Origin of the sequence: Streptomyces silvisoli, assembly GCF_029269905.1 — a bacterium.
GTDB lineage: Bacteria > Actinomycetota > Actinomycetes > Streptomycetales > Streptomycetaceae > Streptantibioticus_A > Streptantibioticus_A silvisoli_A.
This window is the reverse complement of record NZ_JARJBC010000015.1, coordinates 132813-145882: the sequence shown is the minus strand read 5'-3', so window position 1 is coordinate 145882 and position 13070 is coordinate 132813. Positions and strand designations below refer to the sequence as shown.

General features: G+C 70.3%; 9 protein-coding genes. 3 read left to right on the top strand and 6 right to left on the bottom strand.

From position 1 onward, the window contains the following. Positions 1–252 precede the first annotated feature (252 nt). Positions 253–2496 carry a transglycosylase domain-containing protein gene (locus P3G67_RS23125; protein WP_276095174.1) on the top strand — a complete coding sequence of 748 codons (2244 nt, stop codon included), beginning with the start codon at positions 253–255 and terminating at the stop codon, positions 2494–2496. Between the two features lie 165 nt (positions 2497–2661). On the opposite strand, the gene P3G67_RS23120 is transcribed toward P3G67_RS23125, so the two are convergent. The 6 genes from P3G67_RS23120 to P3G67_RS23095 all read right to left on the bottom strand — a co-directional run bounded on the left by P3G67_RS23120 (position 2662) and on the right by P3G67_RS23095 (position 11339). After that, positions 2662–4110, bottom strand: a complete 1449-nt coding sequence (locus tag P3G67_RS23120) for a catalase (protein WP_276095173.1) — start codon at positions 4108–4110, stop codon at positions 2662–2664. A 170-nt stretch (positions 4111–4280) separates the two neighbouring features. Next, positions 4281–6485 (bottom strand): SpoIIE family protein phosphatase, encoded by a 2205-nt coding sequence (locus P3G67_RS23115; protein WP_276095172.1) that lies wholly within the window; start codon positions 6483–6485, stop codon positions 4281–4283. Between the two features lie 45 nt (positions 6486–6530). Then, positions 6531–7214, bottom strand: a complete 684-nt coding sequence (locus P3G67_RS23110) for a class I SAM-dependent DNA methyltransferase (protein WP_276095230.1) — start codon at positions 7212–7214, stop codon at positions 6531–6533. A 207-nt stretch (positions 7215–7421) separates the two neighbouring features. Continuing rightward, positions 7422–8132 carry a cytidylyl-2-hydroxypropylphosphonate hydrolase gene (fomD, locus tag P3G67_RS23105; protein ID WP_276095171.1) on the bottom strand — a complete coding sequence of 237 codons (711 nt, stop codon included), beginning with the start codon at positions 8130–8132 and terminating at the stop codon, positions 7422–7424. Positions 8133–8167: 35 nt separating this feature from the next. After that, complete coding sequence (locus tag P3G67_RS23100) at positions 8168–9562, bottom strand: class II fumarate hydratase (RefSeq protein ID WP_276095229.1); 1395 nt, start codon at positions 9560–9562, stop codon at positions 8168–8170. A 76-nt stretch (positions 9563–9638) separates the two neighbouring features. Then, the gene (locus P3G67_RS23095) at positions 9639–11339 is read right to left on the bottom strand and encodes a fumarate hydratase (RefSeq protein ID WP_269853475.1); all 1701 of its coding nucleotides are present in this window, start codon (positions 11337–11339) and stop codon (positions 9639–9641) included. 208 nt (positions 11340–11547) lie between these two features. On the opposite strand from P3G67_RS23095, the gene P3G67_RS23090 reads away from it, so the two are divergent. Further along, positions 11548–12195 carry a DUF1707 SHOCT-like domain-containing protein gene (locus tag P3G67_RS23090; RefSeq protein WP_276095170.1) on the top strand — a complete coding sequence of 216 codons (648 nt, stop codon included), beginning with the start codon at positions 11548–11550 and terminating at the stop codon, positions 12193–12195. A gap of 516 nt (positions 12196–12711) precedes the next feature. Next, entirely contained in the window at positions 12712–13065 is a 354-nt protein-coding gene (locus P3G67_RS23085) for a WhiB family transcriptional regulator (protein WP_391858322.1), read from the top strand. Positions 13066–13070: the final 5 nt, after the last annotated feature.

Sequence of the window (13070 nt, the reverse complement as noted above, 5' to 3'; positions counted from 1 at the left end):
CCCTCGCCGCGCGGTGGGTGGCCGGGCTGTGGCGCGCTGTCACGCGCCTAGCAAAGTGATATCACATTACGGGGTTGTTGAAACTTGCCGATTTGGTTCCCGGCTACCAGCGTGTGCCTTCTCACGTACCGAAATTGTGCGACTTTGGCCAAATAAGGACAGCTACCGGTGCTAGCTTCGTCGGTCGCGCGCATGTACTGGGGAGTCGCCAGTGCGCGCAGTGACCACTGGGCGGGGTGAGGAGACCGGAACGTGGGCAGTAGAAGCAAGGCCAAGCCGGCCAAGGGCAGAGTCAAGGCCAACGGCAAGCCACGTCGCCGCTGGCTGCGGTGGGTGCTCGGCAGCACCCTCGGCGTGCTGCTGCTCGGCATGGCGGCCTTCGTCTACCTGTACGAGACGGTCCAGCTGCCAGCCGCCAACGCCTCGGCCACCCTCCAGGCGAACGTCTACAAGACCGCCGACGGCAAGGTCATAGCCCGGTCCGGCACGGTCAACCGGGAGAACGTCGACATCAGCCAGATACCCGTCGGCGTCCAGCACGCGTTCGTCGCGGCCGAGAACAAGACGTTCTACTCCGACAGCGGCGTGGACGTACAGGGCATGGCCCGAGGCATCTACAACACCGTGGCCGGCAAGGGCACCCAGGGCGGCTCGACCATCACCCAGCAGTACGTCAAGAACTACTACCTCACCCGGCAGCAGACGATCAGCCGGAAGTTCAAGGAGCTGTTCATCTCCCTGAAGGTCGACCAGGAGATGAGCAAGGACAAGATCCTCGAGGGCTACCTCAACACCGTCTACTTCGGCCGCGGTGCCTACGGCATCCAGGCCGCCGCCCAGGCGTACTACGGCGTCGACGTCAGCAAGCTCACCGTGCCGCAGGGCGCCTACCTCGCCGCCCTGGTCCAGGCGCCCAGCCAGTACGACGTGGCGACCGCCACCCCCGAGGGCAAGCAACTGGCCCTCGGCCGGTGGAACTACGTCCTCAACAACATGGTGGGCATGCACTGGCTGGACGCGGGCACCCGCGCCCAGGCGAAGTTCCCGCAGCCGATCCAGCCCAAGGGCACCCCCGGTCAGAGCGGTCAGACGGCCTACTTCATCGACGAGGCCAACCACGAGCTGACCAGCAACAACATCATCTCCGACCAGGACCTGGCGGCCGGCGGCTGGACCATCACGCTCTCCATCGACCCCACCAAGCAGCGGGCTCTGCAGAACGCGGTCAAGACGCAGCTGACCAGCCAGCTCGACCCCAACGCACGCAAGGTCGACGCCAACGTCCAGGCGGGCGCCGCCTCGGTCGACCCCAAGACCGGTTACGTCGTGGCGCTCTACGGCGGCGACGGGCCGCCGAAGCACTTCCTGGACAACGCGACCCGCCAGGACTACCAGGTCGCCTCCACCTTCAAGCCGATCGAGTTCGCCTCGGCGCTGGAGAACAACGCCCAGACCCAGGACGGGCGGCAGATCACCGCCAACACGCTCTACGACGGCACCAGTGGCCGGGTGGTGCAGGGCTCCGCCCAGCCGTTCGGCCCGTCCAACGAGGACCACGTCAACTACGGCGACATCACCGTGCAGAAGGCCATGGACGACTCCGTCAACTCGGTCTTCGCGCAGATGGCGGTGGACGTGGGCCTGGACAAGGTGGCCGACACCGCGGTCAAGCTGGGCATGCCCGCGAAGACCGCGGGCCTGCACGACGGACCGGCGATCGCGCTCGGCACGATGGGCGGCAGCCCGCTGGAGATGGCCGGGATCTACGCGACGCTGGACAACCACGGGAAGCTGGTCACCCCGACCATCGTGAAGTCGGTGGAGCGCGGCGGCCAGAAGCCCGATCTGAAGAACCCGATCGGCGGGCAGGTGATCAGCCGCTCCACGGCCGACGCGGTGACCTCCGTGCTGACCGGTGTGGTCAACTCCGGTACCGGTTCGGCCGCGCAGCAGGACAGCCAGGTGGCGGGCAAGACCGGTACCTCCGACAGCAACAGGTCGGCCTGGTTCACCGGGTACACCCCGGACCTGGTGACCTCGGTCGGGCTGTTCGGCGAGGACGCGAAGAACCACAGCCAGGTGCCGCTGTACGGCGTGGGTGGCGTCGATCGGGTCAACGGTGGTGGCTTCCCGGCGCAGATCTGGGGTTCGTACACCCGGGCCGCGCTCAGCAACGAGTCGCCGCAGCAGTTCGACCTGCAGACGGACCAGGGGGCGGCGGTGCAGTCGGACGCTCCGTCGACGGCGCCGTCCGCCTCGGCCCCGCCGTCGGCCCCGCCGTCCACCAAGCCGTCGACCTCGCCGTCCACATCGCCGTCGACCTCGCCGTCGCACAGCGTGCCGCCGGTGAACCCGGGCCCGAGCCGGTCGCACATCCCGTCGCCGCCGGTGACCGGTGGCGGCACGTCCTCTCCGCCGGACAGCGCCGACGGCTCGACGCAGGGTGGCGGGCCCAACAACCTTGACGCGCCAGGGCGTTTGCCGCAGGGCGGTTAGGTCCGGCCAAGCCGGACCCGGCACCGCCGGGATCCGCCGCGACGGTGGGCAACCACAGCGGCGGAGCCCGGCGGTGCGAACCTGATCGGCGAAATCCGCCGGAGGACGACATGCAGCCCCGGGCACGGAGGGCAGTCACGTGCGCGGGGCTGCGGTCTTTTGGGGTCAGAGGCCGTTGACCTCCGCCGCGATGCGGTCGCCCAGCTTCTTGTCGATGTTGCGCCAGTACTGCAGCGCGCGGTCCAGGACCGGCTTGGTGACCCCCTGCTTCAGGTGGCCGGAGACGTTGGAGACCAAACGGGTGCGGGCGTCGTCGTCCAGCACCTGGCGGACCATGGTGCCCGGCTGGCCGAAGTCGTCGTCCTCGCGGTGCAGCGTGTACGCCTCGCGCACCATCTCGCCCGCCGTCCGCCAGCCCGCGATGTCCTGGTGCGCCTCGGGCGAGGCGGCGGGGCCGCCGTAGGAGTTGGGCGCGTAGGGGCGGGCCGTGTTGCTCGGCTCGTACCGCATCGGGCCGTCCTTGGCGTACGAGTTGACCGGGACGTGCGGCCGGTTCGGCGGCAGCTGCGCGTAGTTGGGGCCGATCCGGTAGCGGTGGGTGTCGGGGTACGAGAACAGCCGGCCCAGCAGCATCTTGTCGGGAGAGGGTCCGACGCCCGGGACCATGTTGGCCGGTTCGAACGCCGCCTGCTCGATGTGGATGAAGTAGTCCTCGGGGTTCCGGTTGAGCGTCATCCGGCCGACCTCGATCAGCGGGTAGTCGCCGTGCGGCCACACCTTGGTCAGGTCGAACGGGTTGAAGCGGTAGTCGGCCGCGTCCTCGAACGGCATGACCTGCACATACAGCGTCCACGACGGCGCGTTGCCGGAGTCGATGGCCTGCCACAGGTCGCGGCGGTGCACATCGGGGTCGCAGCCCGCCAGCTCGTCGGCCTCCGCCTGGGTGAGGAAGTCGATGCCCTGGTCGGTCTTGAAGTGGTACTTGACCCAGTGCCTGGTCCCGGCGCCGTTGATCCACATGTACGTGTGCGAGCCGTACCCGTTCATGTGGCGGTACGTCTTGGGGACGCCGCGGTCGCCCATCAGCCAGGTGACCATGTGGGCGGACTCGGGGGAGAGGGTCCAGAAGTCCCACTGCATGTCGTTGTCGCGCAGACCGTTGTCCGGGCGGCGCTTCTGGGAGCGGATGAAGTCCTGGAACTTGATGGTGTCCCGCACGAAGAAGATCGGCGTGTTGTTGCCGACCAGGTCGTAGTTGCCCACGTCCGTGTAGAACTTCAGGGCGAAGCCGCGCGGGTCACGCCAGGTGTCCGGGCTGCCCTGCTCGCCCGCGACGGTGGAGAAGCGGGCCAGCATCTCGGTGCGCATGCCGGGCTGGAACAGGCTGGCCTTGGTGAACTGGCTGACGTCATTGGTGACTTCGAAGACCCCGTACGCGCCCGCCCCCTTGGCGTGTACGACACGCTCCGGGACGCGCTCCCGGTTGAACTGGGCCATCTTCTCGATGAGGTAGTGGTCCTGGAGCAGGATCGGCCCGTCCGGGCTCACGGTGAGCGAATGCTCGTCGCTCTCCACCGCGATGCCCGCGTTGTTGGTGGTGTAGGGGGTGCTCATCGGGCGTCCTCCCAACGATGGGGTTCAGGCCGCTATGTCCACCCCAGCAGTCAACCGCCGCGACGACATATCGGCAACAGCTTGGACTCGGTCCAAGCCTAAACCTGATATGGGTCTTATGGGTGTTCTGTCCACCATTTCTCGGCGTCTGCTGCCACGCGGAGCCAGAGTCAGGGACCGATGGGTAACGGATGCGGTGACGACGGCGGCAACGGCAGCTCGAACCAGACCACCTTCCCCGCGCTCAGCCGGGTCGCCCCCCACCGCTGGGTCATCCGGTGCACCAGGAACAGTCCGCGCCCGGTCTCCTCCTGCGGCGCCGCGTGCCGCATCCGGGGCAGTTGCGGCGCGTCGTCGCCCACCTCGCAGCGCAGTACGTCGGTGCGCAGCAGCCGTAGCGTGATGGGCCGTCCCGCGTACCGCACCGCGTTGGTGACCACCTCGCTGACCAGCAGCTCCACCGCGTCGGCCAACTCCTCCAGCCCCCAGCGCTGGAGTGCCCGACGCACCAGCCGCCGCGCCCGGCGGGCGGTCTGCGGGTGCGGCTCCAGGAACCAGTACGCGACGTCGCTCGGCGCGATCCCGTCGAACCGCGCGGCCAGCAGCGCGATGTCGTCGTCCCGGTCGCCGGGGCCGAGGATGTCCAGCACCTCGTCGCACAGCGGCTCAAGCGGTGGCGGGCAGACGATCGAGCCCACCGCGGCCAGCCGCTCCCGCAGCCGCTCGATCCCGGACCACACGTCGCGGGTACGCGACTCCACCAGTCCGTCGGTGTACAGCAGCAGCGTGGCACCAGCCGGTGCGGGCAGTTCCACCGCCTCGAACGGCACCCCGCCCACCCCGATCGGCGCGCCCTCCGGCACCCGCAGCACCTCGGTGCGGCCGTCACCGTGCAGCATCACCGGCGGCGGATGCCCGGCGTTCGCCACCACCAGCCGGTGCGCTATCGGGTCGTACACCGCGTACACGCAGGTGGCCATGCGGTCGTGGCCGAGCCGCTGGGCCTGCTCGTCCAGGTGGTACAGCACCTCCTGCGGCGGCAGGTCCAGCCCCGCCAGGGTCTGTACGGTGGTGCGCAGCTGGCCCATGATCGCGGCCGACTGCATCGAGTGACCCATCACGTCACCGACGATCAGCGCCACTCGGCTGCCCGGCAGCGGCAGCGCGTCGTACCAGTCGCCGCCCACCCGCGCGGTCTCGGCGGCCGGCAGGTAGCGGCTGGAGAGCTGGACGCCGGTGGGCTGGGGGAGTGAGTCGGGCAGCATCGCGCGCTGCAACTGGTCGGCGATGTCCGCCTCCCGCCCGTACAGCGCCGCCTTGTCGACACCGAGCGCGGTGTGGGTGGCCAGTTGGGCGGCCACCAGCAGGTCGTCGCTCTCGAACGGCGGCCGGTCAGGGCGGCGCAGCAGCACCGCGGCGCCGATCACCCGGCGCCGACCGCGCAGCGGGGCCAGGATCGCCCGCCGCCCGCTCGGCACGTCGGTGTTGACCAGTTCCGCCAGCGCCGCCGCGGCCTGCGGGGACTCGGCGAACAGCGGCCGCACCCCGCGCAGCACCTCGGCCAGCGGCCCGTCCATCCGCACCCGGGTGGTCTCCGCCGCACCGCTCACCTCGGGCGCCGGAACCAGCGGCAGCCGGGCGCCCGCCCCCGGCATCTCGGGGATCGGGGTCTCGGTGGGCTCCTCCGGGATGCGGTCGGTCCGGCGCAGCCGCAGCACCAGCGGCTCCACCGGCCGCTCGTCGCCGACCGGCAGCGGATCGCGCAGATAGACCAGGATGGCGTCGGTGAACGTCGGCACCACCGACCGGCACAGACCCAGCACGATCTCGTCCAGGTCGATGCCGCGTGCGATCCGCCGGGTCGCCGCCCCGACGTAGCGCAGCCGCAGGCTCTCCGCCGACTCGCTCTCCGGCCGGGTTCCGCCGTCCGGCCGGGGTCGGGCCGCGGGCTCCGACGGACGCGGTACCGGGGTGTCGGCCGCCGGGCGGGCACTCGGGATGCCGGGCACGGTGGCACCGGGCGCGCCCGGGCTGTCCGCCGGGGTGCCCGGAAGGGGGCGGGGACGCCCGCCGGGGGCGTCGCCCATGGGTGGCGGGACGTCGCCGCGCCCGCCGTCACCGCCGCGCGGACGGCTTTCGCCGCGCGGGCTGTTGAGCGGTAGTGCGCCGGGAGTTTCCGTGGCCTGGCCTCTCGTTTCGTGCTCACGGTGGGGACCGTGCCGTACGTGTTCGGGGTGTTCGCCGGGCCCGGCCGCGGCCGTCGCGGGTACCGGCTGCCCGGCTCCCGGCGTGCCCGGCTCGTGCGGGCGCGCGGCAGCGCCGCTCGGCGCGTTCGTCTCCTCGGCCGCCCGCCAGGCGGCGCGGTGCTCGGTCACGCTAGGGGTTCCATCCGTATCCGTCCGTGCGCCGCCGTCAGGCGGTCAGGCCAGTCGGCGGCAGTGCAGGAAGACCTGCTCCTCCGGGGGCACATCGGTGCTCGCCGGTGCGTACGAGTACGAGGACTCCTCGGTGATCTCGAAGCCCGCTTCCCGTACGACGCGTCGCAATTCGTCCCGCAGGTATCCGGATACCCGGATCGTGTTTCCAAGGAACGGAATAGCGAAATCATCCACATCCGCTTCCACCATGGACAGTGCCAGCAACCCGCCGGGCACCAGCAGTTCACGGATCAGCCGGAGCGTGAACGGGATCTCCGCGCGCGGCAGCATCAGCAGCGAGAAGAACGCCGCGACGCCCTCGTAGTGCCCCGGGACGCCCACGGTCCGCGCGCCGGAGCCGCCGGGCCGCAGCTCGGATATGTCCAACTGGTGGAAATCCGCCTCCGGTACGTGCTTGCGGGCCAGCTCGATCATCACGCCCGACAGGTCGATGCCGACCACGTCATGCCCCGCGTCGGCGAGTTGCCGCGCGGTGGGCAGTCCGGTACCGCATCCGATGTCCAGCACCCGTGAACCGGGGGGCAGTTCCGCGGCGAGCCAGGCGCCGGACCGCAACTGCCCATCCTTGTGCGGGAATGCCTCGTCGTACCGGTCGCCGATGGCGTCGAACGCCTCGGCCTGCCCGGTGCGGTCCCGCCCCTGGCTCACGGCATGGGAGATGCCCATGCCCTCGTATCCGCCGGTTCCCACGGACTCCCCTGACTCAGCGTCAAGCATTGGTGTGCGCTTGCTTTTTTTCGCGATGTTGCGGAGGACGATCCTACGGTTGGTGGGGAGGGGGGCATCAAGAGTCTTTCGGATTTCCACGGCGGAGCAACGGGGATTTCCGCGTTGTGCCCACAGGGGTTGCCGGGCACCACTGAGACGAGGGTCTCAGCCCACGGGACGGTCCCAGTCGTCCGGAAGCGGCGGTACCGGCCAGGCCGGATCCGGCCGCCACTGCTCCCAGCCGTCGCGGAACGGCGAGCCCCACTCCTCGATCACCCGGACCGCCCGTGCCCCCGCGTCCCGCACCCGGGCGGCGAGTTCGGCGTCGACCAGCCCGTCGACCTGCGCCTGTGCGAACTCGTCCTCGTCGCGCCAGCTCCAACCGCGGTCCGGACCGACCGAGATGTCCAGGAAGTGGTCCTCGGAGTCCACTCCGTGCGACCAACGGCGCCGCGGCTCCTCCAGGTTGACGTACCAGTTCTTGAACCGCCAGCCCGGCTCCCAGAACAGCCACACCGACCACGGCTCGCCCGGGCGGGCCAGCTTCAGCACCCCGGTGCCGTGCCAGCTCTCCACCCGGGTGGCGCGCGGTTTGAGATAACGGGTGGAAAGCGGCTCGCGGTGCACCGACGTGCCGTCGGCCAGCACCGGCCTCACACACGGTGTGCCCGGCGCCATCCACACCGCCAGCACCTCGGCGTCATCGCGCACCACGGTCACCGGGCGCGCGATGTGTACCTGCGCGCGGTAACGCGCGCCGTTGCCCCGGTAGCGCCAGAGCACCTGTGTGCCAGGCGCCCAGCGCCCGGCACCGGTCGCGTCATCATGCCCGCGGCCCGGAGGGCCTCCGTTGAGGGCGGTCGAGTCGGCTGTCATGCACGGATCCTACGGACCGGCGCCTTGCGTACGGGTTACGGGCGTGTCATCCGCAGCACGTCCAGCGCCTCGTCCAACTGCTGCTCGGTGAGCAGCCCGCGGTCCACATAGCCCATCTCCAGTACCACGTCCCTGATCCGCTTGCGCTCCGCCAGCGCCCGCTTGGCGACCTTCGCGGCCTCCTCGTAGCCGATGTAGCGGTTGAGCGGGGTGACCACCGACGGGGACGACTCGGCGTACTCCCGGCAGCGCTCCACGTTGGCGGTGATGCCGTCGACCGTGCGGTCCGCCAGCAGTCGGGAGACGTTCGCCAGCAGCCGGATCGAGGACAGGACGTTCGCCGCGATCACCGGCAGCATCACGTTCAGCTCGAAGTTGCCGGACGCGCCCGCCCAGCCGATGGTGGCGTCGTTGCCGACCACCTGCGCGGCGACCATCGCCACCGCCTCCGGAATCACCGGATTGACCTTCCCCGGCATGATCGAGGAGCCCGGCTGCAGATCGGGCAGCGCGATCTCGGCCAGCCCGGCCCGCGGGCCGGAACTCATCCAGCGCAGATCGTTGGCGATCTTCGTCAGCCCGACGGCGATGGTGCGCAGCTGCCCCGAGGTCTCCACCACCGCGTCCCGCGCGCCCTGCGCCTCGAAGTGGTTGCGGGCCTCGGTCAGTGGCAGCCCGGTCTCCCGCGCCACCTCGGCGATGACCGCCGCCGCGAAGCCGGGCGGGGTGTTGATGCCGGTGCCCACCGCCGTTCCGCCGAGCGGCAGTTCGGCCAGCCGCGGCCGCGAGGCGTTGAGCCGCTCGATGCCGTACCGCACCTGCGCCGCGTAACCGCCGAACTCCTGACCGAGGGTCACCGGAGTGGCGTCCATCAGATGCGTCCGGCCCGACTTGACGACCCGCGCGAACTCGTCCGCCTTGCACTCCAGCGCGGCGGCCAAGTGGTCCAGCGCCGGCAGCAGGTCGTTCACCACCGCCGAGGTGGCGGCGATGTGGAGGGAGGACGGGAAGACGTCGTTGGACGACTGACTCGCGTTGACCTCGTCGTTCGGGTGCACCGGGCGGCCCAGGCGCTCGCTGGCGAGGGTGGCGATGACCTCGTTGGTGTTCATGTTGGACGAGGTGCCGGAACCGGTCTGGAACACGTCGATCGGGAAGTGCTCGTCCCAGCGGCCGTCCGCGATCTCCCGCGCCGCCTCGGCGATCGCCTCGGCCACGTCCTTGTCGACCACCCCCAGCTCGGCGTTGACCCGCGCCGCCGCCGCCTTGATCCTGGCCAGCGCCGCGATGTGGGCGCGCTCCAGCCGCTGACCGCTCACCGGGAAGTTCTCCACCGCGCGCTGGGTCTGCGCACGCCACTTGGCTTCGGCCGGAACCTTTACCTCACCCATCGAGTCGTGCTCGATCCGGTACTTGTCGCTCATACCCATGACAGTGCCCGGGAACGGTGATCTGTTCCCGGGCACTGCCTTTTCGGTCATCCGTCAGGATTTTCCGGTCAGCCCATCAGGAGGAACGGACCGGAATGCTGGTGAAGGTCGGGGAGGGAGCCGGGTCCTGGAAGAAGTCGTTGCCCTTGTCGTCCACCACGATGAACGCCGGGAAGTCCTCGACCTCGATCTTCCAGACGGCCTCCATGCCCAGCTCCTCGTACTCCAGGACCTCCACCTTCTTGATGCAGTCCTGCGCGAGCCGGGCCGCGGGGCCGCCGATCGAGCCCAGGTAGAAGCCGCCGTGCGCGGCGCAGGCGTCGGTGACCTGCTTGGAGCGGTTGCCCTTGGCCAGCATCACGAAGGAGCCGCCCGCGGCCTGGAACTGCTCGACGTAGGCGTCCATCCGCCCGGCCGTCGTCGGACCGAAGGAGCCGGAGGCGTAGCCCTCCGGGGTCTTGGCGGGACCGGCGTAGTACACCGCGTGGTCGCGCAGGTACTGCGGCATCTCCTCGCCCGCGTCCAGCCGCTCCTTGATCTTCGCGTGCGCGATGTCACGGGCGACGACCAGCGGGCCGGAGAGCGAAAGCCGGGTCTTCACCGGATGCTTGGTGAGCTCGGCGCGGATCTCGTCCATCGGACGGTTGAGGTCGATCCGCACCGCGCCCGCGGCGGAGCCGCTGTTGGACGCGGTGTCCAGGTGCTCGTCGGTGGTCTCCGGCAGGAACCGCGCCGGGTCGGTCTCCAACTGCTCCAGGAAGACGCCCTCCGCGGTGATCTTCGCCAGCGCCTGGCGGTCGGCGGAGCAGGACACGGCGATCGCCACCGGGCAGGAGGCGCCGTGCCGGGGGAGGCGTACGACGCGTACGTCGTGGCAGAAGTACTTGCCGCCGAACTGGGCACCGATGCCGATCTTCTGGGTGAGTTCGAAGACCTTCTGCTCCAACTCCTTGTCCCGGAAGCCGTGTCCGGTGGGGGAGCCCTCGGCGGGCAGCTCGTCCAGGTAGTGCGCGGAGGCGTACTTGGCGGTCTTCAGCGCGTACTCGGCCGACGTACCGCCGACCACGATCGCCAGGTGGTACGGCGGGCAGGCCGCCGTGCCCAGCGAACGGATCTTCTCCTCAAGGAACTTCATCATGCTGGCCTCGTTGAGGACGGCCTTCGTCTCCTGGTAGAGGAACGACTTGTTGGCCGAGCCGCCGCCCTTCGCCATGAAGAGGAACTTGTACGCGCCGCCGTCGGTGGCGTACAGCTCGATCTGGGCGGGAAGGTTGGAGCCGGTGTTCTTCTCCTCCCACATGGTCAGCGGCGCCATCTGCGAGTAGCGCAGGTTCAGCTTGGTGTACGCGTCGTACACACCGCGGGAGAGGGCCTCCTCGTCACCGCCCTCGGTGAGCACGTTCTGGCCGCGCTTGCCCATGACGATCGCGGTGCCGGTGTCCTGGCACATCGGCAGCACGCCCGCGGCGGCGATGTTGGCGTTCTTCAGCAGGTCGAGCGCGACGAAGCGGTCGTTGGGGCTCGCCTCGGGGTCGTCCAGGATGCGTCGCAGCTGGGCGAGGTGGGCCGGGCGCAGGTAGTGCGAGATGTCGTGCATCGCCTCGGCGGCCAGCCGCCGCAGGGCCTCCGGCTCCACCTTGAGGAAGGTCCGGCCGTCGGCCTCGAAGGTGCTCACGCCCTCCGAGGTCACCAGGCGGTACGGCGTGGTGTCCTCGCCGAGCGGGAGGAGGTCCGTATAGGCGAACTCGGGGTTGGACGGGCGGGAGGCGGCAGGCATCTGGGGTCCTCACTCGGCGACATCGACGAAGCGGAACAAGCGTAAGACGTGGCCGGGCGCCGCGGTCTGTGAGGTAAGGCTCACCGGTCCGGGTCCGCGTTCGGCCGTGTGCTCCCCGGGGCGGCTGGCCCCGGTGCCCCGGCTGGAGCGACATCGTGAGGCGAAGCCCAGTAGTCACGATCTATCGCGTTTGGCTATCGTGGATGCCGTGGACGAGTCGTCGCTCCAGAAGCGAGAGCAGAAGCCGTACGCGGAGCCGGAGATGCGCGCGTCGGACGTGGACCGGGACCGCATCGCCGAGATCCTGCGCGATGCGCTCGCCGAGGGGCGCCTGACGCACGAGGAGCACTCCGAACGCATCGACGCCGCGTACGCGGCCAAGACGATCGGCGAGTTGGAGCCGCTCGTACGGGACCTTCCGGTACGGGGGGCCACGGCAGCGCCGCGGCCCGCGCCGGTGGAGGAGCCGCCGTCCACCGCATCCGAGAACCTGATCGCCGTCTTCGGCGGCTCCACCCGCAAGGGCCGCTGGCGGGTGGGTGGGCGGACGAACGCGTTCGCCTGCTTCGGCGGGGTGGAGATCGACCTCACGGAGGCGGTGTTCGAGCAGCGGGAGATCACCATCAACGCGGTGGCGATCTTCGGCGGCGTCGAGATCAAGGTCCCGGAGAACGTGACGCTGCGCGGCAACGGCGCGGGCGTCTTCGGCGGCTTCGACGTCAAGACCCACGAGGCCCCCGACCCCGACGCCCCCGTAGTGATCATCACGGGCCTGGCCCTCTTCGGCGGCGTCGAGGCCAAGCCGAGGCGCGGCAAGCGCCTGAAGGCCTGGGGGCGCGGCAGCCTGGAGGGCTGAGCCCTACCGGGGTGCGCCACGGCGCCGACTCGGCGAGCCTCGGCGCCGGCTCGGCGAGCCTCGGCCCACGGCGCCCCGTTCCCGCCGGTCACCTCGTCCGGGGCCGCACGCCGCCGCGCGGCGCCAACTTGCCGCCGCCTCGCGGGTAGGTCCCACCGGTGGTGCCGAACTGGCGGCGTTACCAGGGGAGTTGAGACCCGGCGCGGGCCGGAGCTTCACGGCGCGCGAGCGGCGCCGTGCTCCCGTTGGTCGGAGCGGGGTGAGCGGCGCAGCCCCGGGGTATATGGGCGTAGACGGCAGGGGGCGCCGGGCCCGGCCCCGCAGTGCCCCGTTCGCACCACCACCCCCACCGGGGCGGAGCCCCGGTGGGTACGCTCCGCATGAACCAGCGCACAGCGGGTAAGGGTTGGTGCATCGTCACTCGTACGGCTGGGCGGGGAGCTATGCGGTAGGGACAGTCGTACGCAGCGACGGGCAAGGGTGACAGAACGCCGAAGCCGTCGTCAGGAGTACCCCGTGCTGCAACCGATCGAGCCCGTTAAGGACACCGTCACGTCCCCGTACCGTCACCCCCGGGATCTGGCAGGACCATGGCACGCCGAGGCGGCGTGCCGCCGAGATGAGGCGGGCATGTTCTTCGCGCCGTCGAAGGAACCGACCGCGGCGCGGCTGTCCCGTGAGGAAGCCGCGAAGCGGGTCTGCGCACGCTGCCCGGTCATGCTGGAATGCCGGGAGCACGCGTTGCTACAGCCGGAACCCTATGGGGTGTGGGGCGGTCTGACCGCCGCGGAGCGCAGGGTCGTACTGGCCCGTCGCCGCCGCCGCGACGCGGAACTCCAGCGATCACCGAGGATCGCCGCCGCGGGCTAGTCCCG

What these genes read in the sequence shown, in the direction of transcription:
- P3G67_RS23120 (WP_276095173.1), bottom strand. Translation starts at nt 4,110, where the DNA reads ATGAGCACCCCCTACACCACCAACAACGCGGGCATCGCGGTGGAGAGC.
- P3G67_RS23110 (WP_276095230.1), bottom strand. Translation starts at nt 7,214, where the DNA reads ATGGGCATCTCCCATGCCGTGAGCCAGGGGCGGGACCGCACCGGGCAG.
- fomD (WP_276095171.1), bottom strand. Translation starts at nt 8,132, where the DNA reads ATGACAGCCGACTCGACCGCCCTCAACGGAGGCCCTCCGGGCCGCGGG.
- P3G67_RS23100 (WP_276095229.1), bottom strand. Translation starts at nt 9,562, where the DNA reads ATGGGTATGAGCGACAAGTACCGGATCGAGCACGACTCGATGGGTGAG.
- P3G67_RS23095 (WP_269853475.1), bottom strand. Translation starts at nt 11,339, where the DNA reads ATGCCTGCCGCCTCCCGCCCGTCCAACCCCGAGTTCGCCTATACGGAC.